Source organism: Nitrogeniibacter mangrovi (assembly GCF_010983895.1).
Classification (GTDB): Bacteria; Pseudomonadota; Gammaproteobacteria; order Burkholderiales; family Rhodocyclaceae; genus Nitrogeniibacter; species Nitrogeniibacter mangrovi.
This window is the reverse complement of record NZ_CP048836.1, coordinates 1,254,740-1,273,413: the sequence shown is the minus strand read 5'-3', so window position 1 is coordinate 1,273,413 and position 18,674 is coordinate 1,254,740. Positions and strand designations below refer to the sequence as shown.

Here is an 18,674-nt window from a genome sequence, read left to right as displayed (position 1 = left end):
ATGTCATTGTGCGCCGCCGCGAACACCGAGGTTTGATCAGGGTCAAGCACCCTCGCCCTCCTTCGGCGACTATAATCGCTCAGGCAACCTAGCTGGAGGGCACCATGTTCAAGCATCTGCTTGTACCCACCGATGGTTCCGACCTGTCGGAAGCGACCGTCAATCGGGCCATCAGTTTCGCCAAGGAAACCGGCGCACGCATCACCTTCTTCTACGCTCAACCCGATTTTCCGATGCCCATCTATGGTGAAGGGGCACTGATCGACCCGACCACGCCGGAGCAGTTCGCGAAGGGCGCGGCTCAGGAAGCCGCCCGGATTCTGGACGATGCGCGCGGCAAGGCCGAAGCGGTGGACGTGGTGTGCGACACCGACACCCTGGTCAGCGAAATTCCCTACGAGGCCATCATCGACGCTGCCGAGCGGCACGGCTGCGATCTGATCTTCATGGCGTCACATGGCCGTCGTGGGCTGGCCAGCCTGCTACTGGGTAGCGAGACGCAGAAGGTGCTGACGCACTCGAAGACGCCGGTACTGGTCTATCGCTGACCGGTCGCGTGGGGTGTGTCGCGTCGCCGTGGGTCCGTGCTGTGGCGGCCTGAGCGTCTCATGCGGCCATTACGGCGGAATACAGGCGCCAAAGCGCTCGCACTCCGACTGCGGCCGTTCAATGCCGGTTGAGTTCCTCGGCCGGCGTCTGGAGAAAGACGGTGGTCAGACTCGAGGCGGCGCACACCAGCCAGAATCCGAAAAAGCCGATCGAATAGGTGGCGACAGCGGGATAGTGCACCGCTTCGCCGAACAGGTAGAGTTCCTGCGGATCGAAGATCGTGAAGAACAGCGCCTCGGCAAGGCCTGCAATCAGAAACGAAGGCCACAACACCTGAATCAATTTCATCATTGCACTCACTCCCCTGATCCGCAGTCGTGCGGCTCCTAGTGGCTATGTCGATGCAACTGCTCGTCTTCCTGCACGTGCCGCTTGACGAAGCGATAGATGTACGCTGCCATCACCACGATGAAGCCGATGGTAAACACGCTGAGCAGTCCAATATCGGTCGTGAAAAGCTCTTGTATTGCCATGACGCATCTCCTTGGTCGTAAGACTACTTGTCGGGAGGAATCAACCTCACTTCAGTCTCTGTCGGGAGATGAATGGCCCCGGTCAATCGCCATGCGCGGGACTCGTCTTCAAGCAGCAGTTTCCAGTGCCCTGCACGCAGGGGCTGGATCGGCGCCTGATATTTTCCGTTGTTGCCCACCAGCGTGACCGTCTGATCGAGGTTGGCCCGCGTGGCATAGGCAAGGGTAAAGAACAGCGTATCGGGCAGCGGCTCGCCTGTGGCACTGCTGAGTTCGACCTGCGCCGAACCGGCGCTGAGCCGGATCGTGGCCGACAAGCCGAGGGTGGCCGCTTCCTGTCCGCGGGCCATCGTCTTCTGGATCGCGAGGCCCTGCTTGTAGTAATCGTCGACGACCAGACCGTCATTGGACTTGATCGCCATCCAGGCCGTGACGGTCCCGGCGACGACGGCGGTCGCCGGCAACGCGATCAGGAACCAGGGCCACCCCTGTCGATACCAGGGGGCGGCGGGTTTGCGGGCAGACATGGCAGTGGTACTCATCGGGGCAACAGGAAGGTGGATTTTTCTTTCACGGCGATGTTGGCATCATCGCTCGCCTTGACGTCGAAGTAAATCGGGTTGGACGAGCCGGGCTGGCCGACATCGACCGGCACCTGCACCTGAAGGGTGACCGCCTGCGTCGTCGCCGGTTCCACCGAAATGGTGCCGTTGAAGTCCCCGAGCCGGATCCCCTGCAAGCCTGTCACGCTGACGTCGAAGGTGCGCGGCTTCTCGGTCATGTTCATGACCTGGAGGCGATACACGTTCTCGATCATGCCGCCGGCTACTTCGCGCGCCAGGGTGGCGCGATCGCGGATGATATCCACCCGCAGCGGTTCGCGGGTGGCCAGCCCCCAGACGAAGGCGACGCAGATCAGCGCCAGAATGCCGCCATAGATGAGCGTGCGCGGCCGCATGACGTGGCCGAAGATCTCCTTGCCGCCCCAGTGCTTCTTCATCGCGTTCTCGGTCGAGTAGCGAATCAGCCCGCGCGGATACTCCATCTTGTCCATGACCTGGTCGCAGGCGTCGATACAGGCGGCACACCCGATACATTCGTACTGGAGCCCCTGGCGGATATCGATGCCGGTCGGGCAGACCTGCACGCAGATGCCGCAGTCGATGCAGGCGCCCTTGCCCACCGATTGCGGGTCGACCCCCTTCTTGCGCGAACCACGCGGCTCGCCGCGATCCTCGTCATAGGTGATGACGAGCGTGTCCGGATCGAACATCACGCCCTGGAAACGGGCATACGGACACATGTACTTGCAGACCTGCTCGCGCATCACGCCGGCGAACAGGAAGGTGAAACTGCCGTAGAAGAGGATCCAGAAAACCTCCCAGGCCCCGAACCCGAAGGTCGGCACCGACGCGACGAGCTCGCTGATCGGCGTGAAGTAGCCGACGAAGGTAAAACCGGTCCACAGCGCCACCGCGGCCCAGGCACTGAACTTGGCAGCCTTGAGGGCGAACTTGCGACCGCTCATCGGCGCCTTGTCCAGCTTCATGCGCTTGTTGCGGTCCCCTTCGATCTTCTGCTCGATCCACATGAAGATCTCGGTGTAGACCGTCTGAGGACAGGCGTAGCCGCACCACAAACGCCCGGCGATCGCCGTGAAGAAGAACAGCGCGTAGGCGGAAATGATCAGCAGGATCGCGAGGAAAAAGACATCCTGCGGCCAGAACACCCAGCCGAAGATGTAGAACTTGCGTTCGACGAGATGGAACAGAACCGCCTGGCGGCCGTTCCATTGCAGCCACGGCAGTCCGTAGAACAGCAGCTGCGTGACCCACACGAGCACCCATCGCCAACTGGCAAACAGCCCCGTCGTCGAGCGCACGTAGATCTTCTTGCGCGCTGCATAGAGGGTGGATTCAGGCGCTTGAGCGGCGCTGGATGCACTGTTCGTTTGGGGGCTGGGTCGCTCATAATTTAATATATTAGTAGCTACTGATTTTCAAACTCAAAATATCCCCGGGCCGGGCCCGGGGATACCGTGTCGAACACTGCCTGATTACTTCGCGGCGGCGTTGTGCGACAGACCATACACGTAGGCAGCGAGCAGATGCACCTTGTCATTGCCGAGGAAGGCTTCCCAGGCGGGCATCTTGTTGCTGCGGCCATGGGTGACCGTCTCGATGATGGTCGCCTTGGACGAACCGTACAGCCATGTGCCGTCGGTGAGATTCGGCGCACCGATCATCTGGTTGCCCTTCGCGTCCGGACCGTGGCAGGCGGCGCAGTTCTGTTGGAACAGCTCCTGGCCACGCTGGGCACGCAGGGAATCGTGCGCCAGATCGGAGAGCGAGCGAACGTAGTTGGCCACGTCCTCCACACCTTCGGCACCGAGCGCCGGACCGAACGGCGGCATCACACCCTGGCGACCACCCATGATGGTCGTCTTGATGGTGTCAGGGGCACCCCCGTACAGCCAGTCATTGTCGGTCAGGTTCGGGAAACCCTTGGCACCGCGCGCATCGGAACCATGGCACTGAGCGCAGTAGGTGAGGAACAGACGCTGCCCCATGGCGCGCGCTTCCGGATCGGCGGCCACGGCCTTGAGGTCCATATCCGCGTACTTCTTGAAGATGGGCGAATACTTGGCGTCGGCCTTGGCCATTTCCGCAGCGTACTGGCTGCCGTCACCGTCCTTGGAGCTCCACTTGTACAGCCCCGGGAAGTTACCGAACCCCGGATACAGGGTCAGGTACACGATCGCGAAGATGACCGTGATCCAGAACAGGTACATCCACCACTGCGGCAGCGGGTTGTTGTACTCGGCGAGCGTCTCGTCCCACACGTGACCGTGCAGTTCGACCTGCTCCCCCTTCTTGGCCCCCTTGCCCATGTTGGACACGAGGATGAACACACAGAACAGGAGACTCAGGCCCACCAGGACCATGACGTATCCGTTCCAGAAGCCGCTAACAAAGTCAGCCATTTTCTTATCCTTCCTTCCGTTGCCCGTCGTCCTGATGGTCGGCGGGCGGATCTTCATCGGTAAAGGGCAGTTGCGCCGCCTCGTCGAACCCCTTCTTGGCGCCCTTGCTGTACGCCCAGACGCAGATGCCCAGGAAGCACACAAAGCCCAACACCGTCAGGATGGAACGCGCATCATTGATTTCCACGACGCAACCTCACCCGATCACTGGACGTTTTTGAGCGCGACGCCAAGCCCTTGCAGGTAGGCGACGACAGCGTCCATCTCGGTCTTGCCCTCGATGGCCTTGTTTGCCCCGGCGATCTCCTCGTCGGTGTAAGGCACGCCGACCTTGCGCAGCGCCTTCATGTGCGAGGCGATGTCGGTCTTGAGCGGGCGATTCAGCCAGAAGAACGCAGGCATGTTCGACTCGGGCACCACGTCACGCGGGTTGTTCAGGTGAACCCGGTGCCATTCGTCGGAGTAGCGGCCGCCGACGCGGGCCAGATCCGGCCCGGTGCGCTTGGAACCCCATTGGAAGGGATGGTCATAGACGAACTCGCCTGCGACCGAATAGTGACCGTAGCGCTCGGTTTCCGCGCGGAACGGACGGATCATCTGCGAGTGGCAGTTGTAGCAGCCCTCGCGGAGGTAGATGTCGCGACCGGCCAGACGCAGCGGGTCATACGGCTTGACCAGCTCGTTGGTCGGCGTGGTGGTCGACTTCTGGAAGAACAGCGGCACGATTTCGACCAGACCGCCGACACTCACCACCAACAGCGTGAGGACAATCATCCAGCCGACGCTGCGCTCGATAAACTCGTGTTTCGATTGAGCCATTTTCGTCTCCTGGAATTAGGCGTGTGCTGCCTGCGGGGTCACCACAGGTGCGCTATAGGCCTTCTGGCCGGCAATGGTCTTCACCACGTTGTAGAACATGAGAAGCATGCCGCCGAGGAAGAGCACACCGCCGACCAGACGAATGGTCCAGAACGGATAGCTGGCCTTCACGGATTCCACGAAGGAGTAGGTGAGCGTGCCGTCCGCATTGGTGGCGCGCCACATCAGGCCCTGCATCACACCGGCAATCCACATGGAGGCGATGTAGAGCACCACGCCGATGGTCGCGATCCAGAAATGGGTCGTGATCAGCTTGGTGGAGTACATCTCGGTCTTGCCGTACATGCGCGGGATCAGGTAGTAGATCGAACCGATCGACACCATGGCCACCCAGCCCAGGGCACCGGAGTGCACGTGACCGACGGTCCAGTCGGTGTAGTGCGACAGCGCATTGACCGTCTTGACGGACATCATCGGGCCTTCGAAGGTCGACATGCCGTAAAAGGACAGCGAGGTGATCAGGAACTTCAGGATCGGATCGGTACGCAGTTTGTGCCAGGCACCCGACAGGGTCATGATGCCGTTGATCATGCCACCCCAGGACGGTGCCAGCAGGATCAGCGAGAAGATCATGCCGACGGACTGGGTCCAGTCAGGCAGCGCGGTGTAGTGCAGATGGTGCGGGCCGGCCCACATGTAGGTGAAGATCAGGGCCCAGAAGTGCACCACCGACAGACGATAGGAATACACCGGACGATCAGCCTGCTTGGGCACGAAGTAGTACATCATGCCGAGGAAGCCGGCAGTCAGGAAGAAGCCCACCGCGTTGTGGCCGTACCACCACTGGATCATGGCGTCCTGCACACCCGCGTAGGCGGAATAGGACTTGGTCAGGCTGACCGGCACTTCGGCGCTGTTGACCAGGTGCAGCAACGCGACGGCGATGATGAAGGCACCGTAGAACCAGTTGGCCACATAGATATGGGAGGTCTTTCGCTTGGCGATCGTGCCGAAGAACACGATGGCGTAGGACACCCACACGATGGTGATCAGGATGTCGATCGGCCACTCCAGTTCAGCGTATTCCTTGGCAGTCGTGTACCCGAGCGGCAGCGTGATGGCGGCCAGCAGGATGACCAGCTGCCATCCCCAGAAGGTAAATGAGGCGAGCTTGGGCGCGAACAGCGTGGTGTGATTCGTGCGCTGCACGACGTAATAGGACGTCGCGAACAGGGCACAGCCGCCGAACGCGAAGATCACAGCGTTGGTATGGAGCGGGCGCAGTCGACCGAAGTGGAACCACTCGGCGAAGTTGAGTTCGGGCCAGACAAGCTGCGCGGCAACGATCACGCCGACCAGCATGCCCACAATCCCCCAAACCACCGTCATTACGGCGAACTGGCGCACGACTTTGTAGTTGTAAGTCGCTTGCGATTGCATGTGAGTCACCTCTTTGATTTAAAACCTTTTAACCTCCCGCGCCCCGACGCATGCCGGGACGGTCGAACCGAAGGATACGCGTCGGCCCGGGAAGTCTTTTGATACAGATCAATACCGCATTGTATTGCACCGCACGATGGACGGCAAAGGCTTATGGGGCTTTGGTTTGAAGCGAATGGGCAAAAAAAAGGGTGCGTTCGCACGCACCCCCAACCCCAACAGAGAGACAAAAATCCCTGCGTCATGAATCGCACCGAAGAGGACCGCCGGCACGACTCGATTAACCATGGGTGCATTGTGACTATTTGGTGGGACCGTGCATTGATTTGGATCAATCGTCAGCGCCCGAAACGGGAATTTCGACGATCTGACCGCAGCCGCGCGACTGAACTACCTGTCGTCCGGCGATTCGGCGTCCGCCGGGCCGCCCTCCCCTCGGGGGCTGCGTGGCGTGCCTTGCCCGTCTTCGGATCGTCATCGTCCATCAGCATGCGATAGGCCGGACCTTCCATATCGTCGAACTGGCCGCTGCGCACCGACCACCAGAACAGGAAGCCGATAATGAAGACCAGCAGAACCGACAGGGGAATGAGCAGATAGAGGCTTTCCATTCAGAGGTCCGTTGATTTCTTCGACCGCTGCAGGCGCAAGGCATTGAGCACGACGAGCAGGGAACTGGCCGACATGCCGATGCCGGCCATCCAGGGCGTCACCCAGCCGGCCACCGCCAGCGGAATCGCAATCACATTGTAGCCAAAGGCCCAGATCAGGTTCTGGCGGACGATCGCGAAGGTGCGCTTAGCCATCGCGATCCCGTCGCCGAGCGCGACGAGTTTCCCGCCCAGCAGGACGACGTCGGCCTGGGTGCGCGCCAGTTCGGTGCCCTCGCCCATGGCCACGGAGACGTGCGCCTGAGCCAGCACCGGCGCATCGTTGACGCCATCGCCGACCATGGCTACCACCCGTCCCTCGCGCTGGAGCGCCGCGATCGCGTCGTGCTTGCCCTGGGGCGACAGCCCGCCGCGCGCATCGTCGATGCCCAGCTGCGCGGCGAGCGCCGCCACCGTATCCGGCGCATCGCCGCTGAGCACCCCCAGCGCACACCCATCCGCCCGCAGCGACGCTACGAGATCGGCAGCATCCTCGCGCACGCGATCGTCGAAGCAGAAGGCCGCCATCCAGCCGCCCTCCCCACCGAGAAAGACCCGAGTCTGCACACCATCACCATTTCCCGCGAGCGATTCCGGCACGGGTGCACCCACCAGAGAGGCGACGAAGTCCGCACGCCCGATCCGGTAGCGCACATCGTCGATCCGCCCCTCGACCCCCTGTCCGGTGGTCGCCAGCACCTCGCTGGCAACGGGGAGCGGCGCCAGCGCAGCCTGCCGGATGCCGGTCGCGATCGCATGCTCCGAGCCCTGCTCCAGCGCCGCGGCAATCTGCAGGGCTTGCGCCGGAGCGCACGCCTCGACGGTATCGACGCCGACCAGTTGCAGCGCTCCGACCGTGAGCGTGCCGGTCTTGTCGAACATGAAGGTATCCGCCTTGGCCAAGGTCTCGATGGCGTGGCCGCGAGTCACCAGCACGCCGATCCGCGCCATCGCGTCCGACGCCACCGTGAGCGCCGCGGGCGTGGCCAGCGACAGGGCGCACGGACAGCTCACCACCAGCACCGACACGAACACCCACAGCGCGCGCGATGGATCGACGATGTACCAGCCCACCGCGGCCGCCACAGCCACCAGCAGCAGGAAGGCGATAAACCGCCCGGCGATCCGGTCCGCGAGCTTCACCAGACGCGGCTTCTCGGTGGCGGCCCGCTCCATCAGCCGCATGATGGCCGCCAGGCGGGTGGCATCGCCGACCTGGCGCACATCGATGACCAGCGGGCTGGAGACGTTCAGGCTCCCGCCCGTGACCGTATCGCCCGCGGCCTTCGGCACCGGCCGGCTCTCGCCCGTGAGCAGCGCCTCGTCGGCGGCGCTGCGCCCCTCGAGCACCACCCCGTCGGCCGGAATCGCCTCGCCCGGCTTGACCCGCACCCGGTCACCCGGCGCCAGTGTGGAGACCGGCACACGCTCCTCGCCCCCCTCCGGCAACAGCTTGTCGGCGAACACCGGCAGCACCTTGCCGAGCGATTCGACCCCGCGCACGGCCCGCTGCCGCGCGACCATCTCCAGATAGCGGCCACACAGGAGGAAGAACACGAACATCGCCACCGAGTCGAAATACACGTCGCCGGTGGCGGTGACGGTGGCCCAGCAACTGGCCAGAAACGCGCTGCCGACGCCCAGCGCCACCGGCACGTCCATCCCCAGCCGGCGCAGACGCACGTCGCGCCACGCCCGCTGGAAGAACGGCGCCGCCGAATAGAAGATGACCGGCAGGGTGAGCGCGAAACTCGCCCAGCGCAGCAACTGCTCGATGTCCACCGTCATGTCCCCGTCGCGGGCGATGTAGGCGGGGATGGCGTACATCATGACCTGCATGGCGCCGAAGCCGGCCACGAACAGGCGCCACAGGGCCGAGCGACGCTCACGCCGGGCGATCTGCTCCGAGCGGGCCTCGTCGTACGGATAGGCGCGATAACCAATGGACTGGATCGCCCCGAGGATGTCGGAGAGGTGGATCCGGCGCTCGTCCCAGCGCACCCGGGCGCGCCGGGTCGCATAGTTGATGTCGATCGCCGTCACCCCGGGCAGATGCGCCACATGCTGCTCGTTGAGCCACACACACGCGGCGCAGGTGATCCCCTCGAGGATCAGGGCGGCCTCCCGCTCGTGCTCGTCCACCGGGCGCACGAAGCTCTTCTGGAAGTCGGGGTGATCGAACAGGCCCAGCTCGCCCAACGCCTCGGGCAGGGCCTCCTTCTGCGACTCCGGCATCGCATCCCGGTGCCGGTAGTAATCGTCCAGGCCGTTGTCGACGATGGCCTGGGCCACCGCCTGGCAGCCGGCACAGCACATCTGCCGCATTTCACCACCGACCCGCACCGGAAAGTTCGCATCCGTCGGCACCGGCAGGCCACAGTGGTAGCACTCGGCCTCACGGGGGCGGAATGATGCGGACGGATCGGACACGGAACACCCTCGGACGGAAACAGGCGCCGTTGCGACGCCGACCGATGCCTTGTATCACAAATGCGCGACCGGCAGCCTGTACCAGGTCAACGCCGGGCGCCGGGCCAACGCGCGTTACTTCGGCGCCATCCGGATCGCGCCATCGAGCCGGATCACCTCGCCGTTGAGATACCCGTTCTCGACGACGTGGCCGACCAGCGCGGCGAACTCCGCCGGCTTTCCGAGCCGTGGCGGGAACGGCACCATCCGGCCCAGCGCGTCCTGCACCTCGGCCGGCATGCCGGCGAGCATCGGCGTTTCCATGATGCCCGGTGCCACCGTCATCACCCGGATGCCATGGCGCGCCAGCTCGCGCGCCAGCGGCAGCGTCATCGCCACCACACCGCCCTTGGACGCGGCATAGGCCGCCTGCCCGATCTGGCCGTCGAACGCCGCCACCGACGCGGTGCTCACGATCACGCCACGCTCGCCGGCCTCGTTCGGCGCGTTGCGACTCATCGCCTCCGCCGCCAGCCGCACCATGTTGAACGTACCCACCAGATTGATGTTGATCGTACGTGCGAATGCCTCGAGCCGATGCGGCCCCTCACGCCCCAGCACCTTCTCGGCCGGCGCCACCCCGGCGCAATTGACGAGCCCGTGCACCGCTCCGAACTCGCGCACTGCCAGATCGAACACCGCAGCCGCCTCGTCCTCGCGGGTCACGTCCGCGCGCGCGAAACGCACCCGCTCACCCAGCCCCTGTGCCGCGGCCAGCCCGTCGGCCTCGTTCACATCCACCAGCACCGCGCACGCCCCGGCATCGACCAGCAAGCGCACCGTCGCCAGCCCCAGCCCCGATGCCCCACCGGTCACCACGAACACGGATCCCGAAATCTTCATGACTGCCTCGCGTCCAACGAATTGAAAGTTCAGTTTACGTCAACGTAACTCAAAGCGCCAAAAAGAAAGCGGGATGGCACGCGCCACCCCGCTTCGCACATCTGGTGCTGCTGACCGGAATCGAACTGGTGACCTACTGATTACGAATCAGTTGCTCTACCGACTGAGCTACAGCAGCAAGGCTGCGAATTCTATCCAGAGCCCGGAAAAACTGCAAACCCTGCGGCCGAATCGACCGCCACCCGCCGTTCATCGTGCTTAAACCGCAACTGGGCGCCCGCCCCTCGCCCTTTCCCTGCATTCTTTTCTACAGTCAGGCTAACGAACTTGGATCATCACAGATGAATCGCGGATTTACCCTCATCGAATTGATGGTGACACTGGCGGTGGCGGCGATTCTCGCCGCAATCGCCGCGCCCAGTTTCACGCGCATGATTGAAGACAATCGCATCACGACCCAGGCCAACGATCTGCTCACCGGCATCGCCTCGGCCCGTTCCGAAGCCATCAAGCGCGGCGTGAGCGTCACCATCACCCCCAAGACCAACGACTACACCAATGGTTGGTGTGTGCACGATGGCAGCGCTGCCGCCGCGTGCACCGCGGGCGGCATCAACACCTTCCGCGACCATGAGGCGTACACCCAGGTCGTCTTCGCTGGCGACAACGATCAGGCTATCTCCTTCGACAGTTTCGGCGCCGCCGACGCCGGCCGCGTCATCACGCTCACCCCCCCAATTGCGCCAGCGGTGACACCCGTCAGCGCACGCTGACGGTCAATCTGTCGGGCCACGCCCGTATCGAGGTGACGTCATGCCCATGACCCATCGTCATCCCCGTCGTCACCAAGGCGGATTCTCGCTGATCGAGGCCCTGGTGGCCATGGTCGTGCTGTCCCTCGGCCTGCTGGGCCTGGCCAGCCTTCAGATCAACGCCCTGCGCTACAACCAGGTCTCCCAATTGCGCTCCCAGGCGGCCACCTTCGCCTACCAGATGCTCGACACCATGCGTGCCAGTGGCGACGCTGCCAAGAACGGCGAGTTCGACGTCACCCTCACCGGCACCATCTCGGGCACCTCCGCCGCGGCCAGCGAAGTGACCGCATGGAAGACCAATCTCGCCGCCACCTCGGTCGGTCTGCCGAGCGGCCAGGGCAGCATCTGCCGCACCAACACGCCTGACCCGACCGTCGCCTGCACCGGCGCCGGCGACTACGTCATGATCACCGTCCAGTGGAACGAAGCCGACGACCAGGGCAGTCGCACCGCGCAGACATTCCAACTCGTCTCCCAGGTCGTCAAATGAACATGCCAGCCCGCGCCTTCAACGTCCGCCACACCCGGGCACGCCAGTACGGCCTGTCACTCATCGAGCTGATGATCGGCATGCTCATCGGCCTGATCCTGGTCGGCGGCATGATCGCCCTGTTCGTCAGCAACAGGCAGACCTACCGCTACAACGAGGAACTGGCCCGCCTGCAGGAGAACAGCCGCTACGCGGTCTCCACCATCGAGCGCACCTTGCGCATGGCCGGTCACATCGGCTGCGCCAAGCTTCAGGACATCGGCACCGGCAACTTCACCGACGAATGGATTTCGGCGCCCGCCGGCGACATGAAAAACATCAACGCCATCGAAGCGCAACAGTTCGGTAGCGCCTATTCGGGCATTGTGTCCGATGCGGGCTATACCGCCGTGAACGGTTCGGACGTCATCACCGTCGTCTACGGCAGCGGCGCCTCCGCAAGCATGCCCGCCAATGCGGAGTTCGACGCGGGCGCCACTTCCCTCGTGATCCAGAACAATGCGCTCGGCTTCAAGAACGGCGAGAACGTCCTCATCGCGAGTTGCGAGGCCGCCGGCATCGCGCGCATCAGCAACACCCCCGGCTCAGGCAACAACGTGACGTTGCAGTTCGATACTTCCGGCGGCAACAACTCGAGGGATGGTTTCAGCAAGGTCTCCTTTGCGGATGAAACACGAATCATGCGTCTGGCAAACACGACCTTCTTCATCGGCCCATCGACCGGACGCACGACCAATCGCCAGGGGCAGGCGTTCAATTCGCTGTATGTCGCGGCCCCGGGCCTGGCAAGCAACCAGGTCAGCGAGATGGTCGAGGGGGTCGTGGACATGGTGGTGAGCTACGGCGTACCCGCCAGCACCGGCGGCAGCGAGGTTTCAAAGTACGAAAACTCCGCCGCCTTGCTTGCCGACATCGCCGCCGGCACCCTGAAATGGAACGACGTGATTGCGGTCAAGGTAGACCTGCTCCTGTCCAGCGTGGATGACAGCGTGATCTCGGACTCCCAGGGCATCGTCTTCAACGGCAAGACCTACGCCGACAAGCGCCTGTACACGGTGGCGACCACCACCGTCGCCCTGCGCCGCACGTTCTGAGGTATCGATCATGGCCCCCCGCAACACTCCGTGCCCGCCACCCCGCCGCCAGACCGGCGCAGTGCTCATCGTCGGCGTGATCTTCCTGCTGGTGATGACCATGCTGGGCATCACCGCCATGCAGACCACCTCGCTCGAAGAGCGCATGGCAGGCAACATGCTCGACCGTGGCAAGGCCTTCCAGGCGGCCGAGCTGGCCCTGCGCGCCGGCGAGGCCGAAGTCTTCAATGGCCCGCCGAACAGTGGCGCCGGCTTTTTCGATGTCGACACCTCCCCGGCGCCGGACGCATCCAGCGCCGCCAACTGGACAACTGCCAATATCCGGGCCTCCACTTGGCCAACCAATGCCTTCCCGCAGTTGAAGGCCGAGCCGGAATACTGGATCGAACGCCGCACGGGTCCGTGCGTACAAGCCTCCCTCCAGGTGGCCTGCGAGCGAATCGACGCCTACGACATCACCGCCCGCTCAGGCGGCGCCAGCGGTAACGCGATCGTCATCCTCCGCTCGACCGCGCTGTACTGATTCAGCGACACACGACAACAGGTGTCATCATGACCACGATCTCTCGCCCCCTCCACTCACCGCGCCTCGCGCTGCTGCTCGGCGCCCTGGCACTCGCCAGCGCCTTCCAGGTGCAGGCAGCCCCCCTTTCGATTGCGCAGGTGCCGCTGTACCTGGGCGGCACGGTCGAGCCCAACGTCATGTTCATTCTCGACGACTCCGGGTCGATGGCCTGGTCATTCATGCCGGATGACATCTACGGTTACTACAATCGCAAAGGCGCCCAGTCGTCCACCTACAACTCGCTCTACTACAATCCGAACGTCACCTACACGCCACCGCTGGACGAGAACGGCAACAAGGCCAGCAACGCGAGCTTCACTGCCGCGTGGTGGGACGGTTACAGCAGCACCCGCCAGTACAATACGGTCAACCTGAGCACCTCGTTCCGCCCGACCTGGTACTACCCGGGCTACAGCACGGAGTACTCCAACAACACCGCGCAACCCGCTTTCTATTATGTGTTCGACAGAACCAACAGCGGCTGCTTCGGGTCCCTCACCGATGACGACTGCTACGACAAGGTCGTCGTGAGTTCGACCTCCGGCCCCGGCAATACGGACGAGCGCACCAACTTCGCCAACTGGTACTCCTACTATCGCACCCGCCTGATGTCCGCCAAGGCCGGGATTTCACGCGCCTTCGGCATTCAGGGCACCGGCCTGCGCGTCGGTTATGGCCGGATCAACAAAGGCAGCACCTCGATCGACGGATTGAATTTTTCGACCCTGGAGCGCGGTGTGCGCGACTTCAGCGACGTGGACTCCTACGGCAACACGACCAACTACCGCAAGAGCTTCTTCGACTGGCTGTATGCGGTCAACTGGGTCGGCAACACCCCCCTGCGCAAGGCGCTGGACGATGCCGGCCGGTATTACGAGCGCAACGACTCCCAAGGCCCCGCCAGCACCACGCCGGGCGTCAGCGGTGGCAACGACCTGTCCTGCCGTCAGAACTACACCATCCTGATGACGGACGGCTACTGGAACTCGAGTGCGGCCAGCACCTCCGCGGCACGCCAGAACAATGACGGCACCGACGGTACCGCCTACACCGATGCGAACGGCAATACGGTCCAGTTCCGCGCCGTCGCACCCTTTGCCGACAACTACAGCGATACGCTCGCAGATATCGCGGCGTACTACTGGAAACGCGACCTGCGCACCGACCTGACCAACGACGTGCCCGCCAACGCCGACGATCCGGCCTTCTGGCAGCACATGGTGACCTTCGGCGTGGGTCTGGGCGTGGAAGGCAATGTCACCCCGAGTTCGGCCTTTTCGGCAATCAGCACGCAAAGCACCATCAATTGGGGCGATCCGTCCAGCAGCAACCCGGCGAAGATCGACGATCTGCTGCACGCAGCCGTCAACAGCCGCGGTGACTTCTTCAGCGCCAAGGATCCGCAATCCTTCGCCAACGCCCTGGCGACCACGCTCGCCACCATCAACACCCGGACGAGCTCGGCCGCGGCGGTGTCCACCAACTCGACCTATCTGGGTACGGACACCCTCGTCTTTCAGGCCCTGTTCAGCAGCGATGGCTGGACCGGCGACATGCTGGCCTATGAGATCGAGGAGAAGACCAGCGCCACCGGCGTGACCTATTACGCACCGAAATCCGCGCCCAAATGGAAGGCCAGCAATCAGATCGGCGCCGCCAGCGGTCGCGATCTCCTGACCTGGAACACGGTCACGAACTCGGCCATCTCCTTCCGCTGGGCATCGTTGAACGCCACCCAGCAGGCCGCACTGGGCAGCAGCGATCTGCTCGATTTCATTCGCGGCGACCAGACCAAGGAAGAAGCCAACGGGGGCAGCTTCCGCGACCGCTACAAGATCATCGGCGACGTGGTCAACTCCAGTCCGGCCTATGTCGGCACCCAGAACTATGGCTATGCGCAGGCCGCCTCGCTGACGTCGACGGAACGCGCCGCCTACCGGAACCGTCGGGGCACCTCGAGCTACATCAACCGGGAGCCGGCCCTCTTCTTTGGCGCCAACGACGGCATCCTGCACGTGGTCAAAGCCGACACGGGCGACGAGCTGTTCGGCTACATCCCGAACGCCATCATCGGTAACCTGCCTGACCTGGCGGACCCCGACTACACCCACCGCTACTACGTGGATGGCTCGCCAGTCACCACCGATGCCATCCTCGGCGGATCGTGGAAATCAGTGCTGGTCGGGTCGACCGGGGCCGGCGGCAAAGCCTACTTTGCCCTCGACGTGGAGAATGCGGCGAACTTCTCCGCCAGCAACGTTCTTTGGGAAGTGTCGAACACCACGGCCGGTTTCTCGGAACTGGGTTACACCATGGGCCAGGCGGCCGTTGGCCGCACCGAAAACGGCAAGTGGGTGGCCATCGTCGGCAACGGCTACAACAGCACTTCGCAAACTGCGCGCCTGTTCGTGATCGATCTGGCCACCGGCGCGCTGCTCAAGGAACTGGACACCGGCGTGGGCAGCACCACCACTCCCAACGGCCTTTCGTCCCCCATCGCCATCGACGCCAACCGGAACGGCTCGATCGATCTGGTGTATGCCGGCGACCTGTACGGGAACATCTGGAAGTTCGACTTCACCACGACCAACAGCACCAGCAATGGCTGGAAGATCGCTTTCTCGGGCAAGCCCCTGTTCCAGGCCAAGTACCTCAACAGCAGCAACGTCACCATCAGGCAACCGATCACCACGCGTCCCCAGGTCGGGGTGCATTCGGACGGCGGCTTCATGGTGTACTTCGGTACCGGCAAGTACTTCGAAACCGGGGACAACACCGACCTGAGCCTTCAGACCCTGTACGGTGTGCGCGACGAGTGCGGACTGACGGTTACATGCACGGCGAGCGGCAGCTCCAAGGTCTCCCGCAGCGACCTGCTCAAGCAGGAGATCACCTACGAGGGCACGAACAGCTTCAACGGCAACAGCTGGGACGTGCGCGAGTTTTCCCAGAACCAGCCCAACAACACGCAGAAGGGTTTCTACGTCGATCTGGTGTACAACGCCAACTATCAGGGGGAACGTGTCCTGGCCACCCCGATCCTGTGGTCGGACCGTGTGATCTACGTGACCGCCATCCCCGATGACGATTCGTGCAACGGCGGCGGCGAGAGCTGGATCATCGAGCTGGCGCCCGAGACGGGCGGCCGCACCACCTTCAATCCGTTCGACCTGGCCAAGGACGGCACCTACGGCGCCAGCAGCCAGATCAACAAGGGCACGGCCATCAACGGGCGCAAGGTCAAGGGCGGTATGATCGGTGGCCTGGGCCAGATGCAGGCCAAGGACGGAAAACGTCTCAAGATCGGCTCAACCTCCAGCGCCTCCTTCGACACCAGTCTTCAGGAAGGCGAAGGCGGCCGGCGTATCTCGTGGCGTCAGATTCAGTAAGGAGCATTCGGATGAAATCCATTTTGCGTAATGCGGCCCTCGGCAGCCTCCTGGCGACCCTCGCACTGTGCAGCAGCGCAGTGCACGCTCAGGCCGGGATGACGCTCCCACTCGAGGAAGTGGGCAAGATCACAGCGGTCAGTCCGGCAACCTCGACCATTACCGTCGGCAAGCGAAAACTCCTGATCACCAGCGCGACCCGCATCACCGCCGACGACGAGGCCATGGCACACACGCCCATCTCGCAAACCTGGGAAGGGCATCAGGTAGGGATGGAAACCTACGAGACCGAGAACGGCCAGATCGCCATTCGTCAGCTGCATTTCTTCAGTGGTACGACGCAATGACACGCAAGGGTGAACACATGACGGCACCTCGTGCATCCCGCGGCTTCACGCTCATCGAAGTGATGATCGTGGTGGCCATCCTGGGCATCATCGCCGCGATCGCCTATCCCAACTATACGCAGTATGTCCAGCGCTCGCGGCGCAACGAATGCGAGGGTCAGATGACGAGCATGGCCGCCGCGCTCGAGCGTCGGTACTCGACTTCCGGTGCTTACAACAGCGCGGCGGCACCGGCCTTCACCTGCCCGGCCGATGGTGGCACGGCAACCTATAATCTGGCAGCAGCACTCGCAGCGGACACTTTCACCATCACTGCAACGCCGCAAGGGCCACAAACGGGGGACAAGTGTGGCAACCTGACCCTCACCCAGACCGGCGCGAAAGGCGCGACAGGCGGTACGATAGCCGAGTGCTGGCACTAGCCCTCCAATGGCAAGGCGCCAGCACCTCGACGCGCCTACCCCTCTGCACGCGCGCCTGAAGCCGGAGCGCTTCCGAGTACCTCCACTCGGCAAACTTGCGGCACCTCAAATCATTCCACCGCGGTGGCGTACTGCAACTACCCAGTTTCAGTACCGGGTGAGCTCCTTCGACCACGCTCGAGGCAGTCGAGCACCACGACGGCCTCTCCTTTCTAAGCCTCGGGTAAGCGTCGATCCGAATCCGTCCTGACGGCACGCCATCTCCCCTACAATTAGCGGCAAGCCTTAACTCACATCCGACCCGCCCACCGGCCCCGCATCGCCATGGCCTCCTTCCTCGACATCGTCCTGCGCGCCGGCCGCTCCGGCGTGGAACTCGCGCTTTTCGTGCTCCTGCCGGTCATGGTGGTCATGCTCGCGCTGATGCGTCTGCTGGAGGCGCGTGGCGTCATCGACCGACTGGTGCGGCTGCTGGCCCCGGCCCTGCGCCCGATCGGTCTGACCGGGCTGGGGGTGTTCGCCGCCTTGCAGATCAATTTCGTGAGCTTCGCCGCGCCGGTCGCGACCCTGGCGATGATGGAGCAGCGGGGTGCCTCCGATCGGCATCTGGCGGCCACCCTGGCCATGGTCATGGCCATGTCCCAGGCCAACGTGCTGCTGCCCATGTCGACCATGGGCCTGTCGCTCGGCACCACCCTGCTCTTCTCCCTTCTGGGGGGGCTGACGGCCGCGGCAATGTGCTATCACGTCGTCGGCCGCCACCTGTCGGCGACCGAAGCCCCCATGGACGAAACCCTCAAGCATCCCGTGGCCGAGGATGCCAAGGGGGTGCTCGACGTCATCAACCGCGCCGGCGCCGAGGCGTTCAAGATCACCATCGGTGCGATCCCCATGCTGGTCCTTGCGCTTGTCGCGGTGGCGATCCTGCGTAACAGTGGCGCCATCGCTGCGCTCACCACGCTGATCTCCCCGGTGCTGATTCCGCTGGGTATCGATCCGGCCCTGGTGCTGCCGACATTGACGAAGTACCTGGGGGGAGGCACCGCGATGATGGGGGTCATGGACGAGATGCTCAAGGCCGGCACGGCCACGGTGAACACCCTCAACGCAAGCGCCGGATTTCTGCTCCACCCGCTGGACATTCCCGGAGTCGCGGTGCTGATCTCCTCGGGCAAGCGCGTCGCCGGGGTCTGGAAAACGGCGCTGATCGGGGCGATCATCGGCATTGGCCTGCGCACGCTCGGCCATCTTCTGTTCACCTGAGGC

At 63.5% G+C, this 18,674-nt stretch carries 20 protein-coding genes and 1 tRNA gene; 9 read left to right on the top strand and 12 right to left on the bottom strand.

The genetic code is table 11. The features are described 5' to 3' along the window. Positions 1–104 precede the first annotated feature (104 nt). Positions 105–548: a universal stress protein gene (locus G3580_RS05840; RefSeq protein ID WP_173764370.1), complete on the top strand. Its 444-nt coding sequence runs from the start codon at positions 105–107 to the stop codon at positions 546–548. 118 nt (positions 549–666) lie between these two features. Here G3580_RS05840 and G3580_RS05835 read toward each other — a convergent pair whose 3' ends face one another. The 12 genes from G3580_RS05835 to G3580_RS05780 form a co-directional block, all read right to left on the bottom strand. Next, on the bottom strand, positions 667–900 hold the full coding sequence (locus tag G3580_RS05835) for a hypothetical protein (protein ID WP_173764369.1): 234 nt from the start codon (positions 898–900) through the stop codon (positions 667–669). 35 nt (positions 901–935) lie between these two features. Continuing rightward, entirely contained in the window at positions 936–1,082 is a 147-nt protein-coding gene (locus G3580_RS05830) for a DUF3149 domain-containing protein (protein ID WP_173764368.1), read from the bottom strand. 23 nt (positions 1,083–1,105) lie between these two features. Further along, positions 1,106–1,609: a FixH family protein gene (locus G3580_RS05825; protein ID WP_173764367.1), complete on the bottom strand. Its 504-nt coding sequence runs from the start codon at positions 1,607–1,609 to the stop codon at positions 1,106–1,108. 11 nt (positions 1,610–1,620) lie between these two features. Next, positions 1,621–3,063, bottom strand: coding sequence for a cytochrome c oxidase accessory protein CcoG (gene ccoG / locus G3580_RS05820; protein ID WP_228720843.1), 1,443 nt, complete (start codon positions 3,061–3,063; stop codon positions 1,621–1,623). A gap of 75 nt (positions 3,064–3,138) precedes the next feature. Further along, entirely contained in the window at positions 3,139–4,065 is a 927-nt protein-coding gene (gene ccoP, locus G3580_RS05815) for a cytochrome-c oxidase, cbb3-type subunit III (protein ID WP_173764365.1), read from the bottom strand. Positions 4,066–4,069: 4 nt separating this feature from the next. Continuing rightward, entirely contained in the window at positions 4,070–4,252 is a 183-nt protein-coding gene (locus G3580_RS05810) for a cbb3-type cytochrome oxidase subunit 3 (protein ID WP_173764364.1), read from the bottom strand. A 17-nt stretch (positions 4,253–4,269) separates the two neighbouring features. Continuing rightward, complete coding sequence (gene ccoO / locus G3580_RS05805) at positions 4,270–4,884, bottom strand: cytochrome-c oxidase, cbb3-type subunit II (protein ID WP_173764363.1); 615 nt, start codon at positions 4,882–4,884, stop codon at positions 4,270–4,272. A 15-nt stretch (positions 4,885–4,899) separates the two neighbouring features. Then, positions 4,900–6,324, bottom strand: coding sequence for a cytochrome-c oxidase, cbb3-type subunit I (gene ccoN, locus G3580_RS05800; RefSeq protein ID WP_173764362.1), 1,425 nt, complete (start codon positions 6,322–6,324; stop codon positions 4,900–4,902). Between the two features lie 338 nt (positions 6,325–6,662). Continuing rightward, a complete protein-coding gene (gene ccoS / locus G3580_RS05795; protein ID WP_173764361.1) occupies positions 6,663–6,935 on the bottom strand; it encodes a cbb3-type cytochrome oxidase assembly protein CcoS in 273 nt (90 codons plus the stop codon). Continuing rightward, positions 6,936–9,404, bottom strand: a complete 2,469-nt coding sequence (locus tag G3580_RS05790; RefSeq protein ID WP_228720783.1) for a heavy metal translocating P-type ATPase — start codon at positions 9,402–9,404, stop codon at positions 6,936–6,938. Positions 9,405–9,518: 114 nt separating this feature from the next. After that, complete coding sequence (locus G3580_RS05785; protein WP_173764360.1) at positions 9,519–10,286, bottom strand: 3-hydroxyacyl-CoA dehydrogenase; 768 nt, start codon at positions 10,284–10,286, stop codon at positions 9,519–9,521. Between the two features lie 102 nt (positions 10,287–10,388). Continuing rightward, positions 10,389–10,464: transfer RNA gene (locus G3580_RS05780), tRNA-Thr, on the bottom strand. 76 nt (positions 10,465–10,540) lie between these two features. Here G3580_RS05780 and G3580_RS05775 point away from each other — a divergent pair. From G3580_RS05775 to G3580_RS05740, 8 genes are all read left to right on the top strand, one after another. Continuing rightward, positions 10,541–11,059 carry a GspH/FimT family pseudopilin gene (locus G3580_RS05775; protein WP_173764359.1) on the top strand — a complete coding sequence of 173 codons (519 nt, stop codon included), beginning with the start codon at positions 10,541–10,543 and terminating at the stop codon, positions 11,057–11,059. Positions 11,060–11,099: 40 nt separating this feature from the next. Further along, complete coding sequence (gene pilV / locus G3580_RS05770; protein ID WP_173764358.1) at positions 11,100–11,591, top strand: type IV pilus modification protein PilV; 492 nt, start codon at positions 11,100–11,102, stop codon at positions 11,589–11,591. Beyond that, on the top strand, positions 11,588–12,685 hold the full coding sequence (locus tag G3580_RS05765) for a PilW family protein (RefSeq protein WP_173768630.1): 1,098 nt from the start codon (positions 11,588–11,590) through the stop codon (positions 12,683–12,685). The genes pilV and G3580_RS05765 overlap by 4 nt, the downstream gene beginning before the upstream one ends. A 61-nt stretch (positions 12,686–12,746) precedes the next feature. Further along, positions 12,747–13,208 (top strand): pilus assembly PilX family protein, encoded by a 462-nt coding sequence (locus G3580_RS05760; protein ID WP_217424609.1) that lies wholly within the window; start codon positions 12,747–12,749, stop codon positions 13,206–13,208. A gap of 29 nt (positions 13,209–13,237) precedes the next feature. Beyond that, entirely contained in the window at positions 13,238–16,639 is a 3,402-nt protein-coding gene (locus G3580_RS05755) for a pilus assembly protein (RefSeq protein ID WP_173764356.1), read from the top strand. Between the two features lie 11 nt (positions 16,640–16,650). After that, entirely contained in the window at positions 16,651–16,986 is a 336-nt protein-coding gene (locus tag G3580_RS05750) for a hypothetical protein (RefSeq protein ID WP_173764355.1), read from the top strand. Next, the gene (locus tag G3580_RS20005) at positions 16,983–17,408 is read left to right on the top strand and encodes a type IV pilin protein (protein WP_323848000.1); all 426 of its coding nucleotides are present in this window, start codon (positions 16,983–16,985) and stop codon (positions 17,406–17,408) included. Before G3580_RS05750 ends, G3580_RS20005 begins: the two co-directional genes overlap by 4 nt. A gap of 324 nt (positions 17,409–17,732) precedes the next feature. After that, entirely contained in the window at positions 17,733–18,671 is a 939-nt protein-coding gene (locus tag G3580_RS05740) for a nucleoside recognition domain-containing protein (protein ID WP_173764354.1), read from the top strand. The last annotated feature ends 3 nt before the right edge of the window (positions 18,672–18,674 follow it).

Coding starts and splice junctions, on each gene's coding strand:
- G3580_RS05840 (WP_173764370.1), top strand. CDS start 105: ATGTTCAAGCATCTGCTTGTACCCACCGATGGTTCCGACCTGTCGGAA.
- G3580_RS05835 (WP_173764369.1), bottom strand. CDS start 900: ATGATGAAATTGATTCAGGTGTTGTGGCCTTCGTTTCTGATTGCAGGC.
- G3580_RS05830 (WP_173764368.1), bottom strand. CDS start 1,082: ATGGCAATACAAGAGCTTTTCACGACCGATATTGGACTGCTCAGCGTG.
- G3580_RS05825 (WP_173764367.1), bottom strand. CDS start 1,609: ATGTCTGCCCGCAAACCCGCCGCCCCCTGGTATCGACAGGGGTGGCCC.
- ccoP (WP_173764365.1), bottom strand. CDS start 4,065: ATGGCTGACTTTGTTAGCGGCTTCTGGAACGGATACGTCATGGTCCTG.
- ccoO (WP_173764363.1), bottom strand. CDS start 4,884: ATGGCTCAATCGAAACACGAGTTTATCGAGCGCAGCGTCGGCTGGATG.
- ccoN (WP_173764362.1), bottom strand. CDS start 6,324: ATGCAATCGCAAGCGACTTACAACTACAAAGTCGTGCGCCAGTTCGCC.
- ccoS (WP_173764361.1), bottom strand. CDS start 6,935: ATGGAAAGCCTCTATCTGCTCATTCCCCTGTCGGTTCTGCTGGTCTTC.
- G3580_RS05785 (WP_173764360.1), bottom strand. CDS start 10,286: ATGAAGATTTCGGGATCCGTGTTCGTGGTGACCGGTGGGGCATCGGGG.
- pilV (WP_173764358.1), top strand. CDS start 11,100: ATGCCCATGACCCATCGTCATCCCCGTCGTCACCAAGGCGGATTCTCG.
- G3580_RS05765 (WP_173768630.1), top strand. CDS start 11,588: ATGAACATGCCAGCCCGCGCCTTCAACGTCCGCCACACCCGGGCACGC.
- G3580_RS05755 (WP_173764356.1), top strand. CDS start 13,238: ATGACCACGATCTCTCGCCCCCTCCACTCACCGCGCCTCGCGCTGCTG.
- G3580_RS05750 (WP_173764355.1), top strand. CDS start 16,651: ATGAAATCCATTTTGCGTAATGCGGCCCTCGGCAGCCTCCTGGCGACC.
- G3580_RS20005 (WP_323848000.1), top strand. CDS start 16,983: ATGACACGCAAGGGTGAACACATGACGGCACCTCGTGCATCCCGCGGC.
- G3580_RS05740 (WP_173764354.1), top strand. CDS start 17,733: ATGGCCTCCTTCCTCGACATCGTCCTGCGCGCCGGCCGCTCCGGCGTG.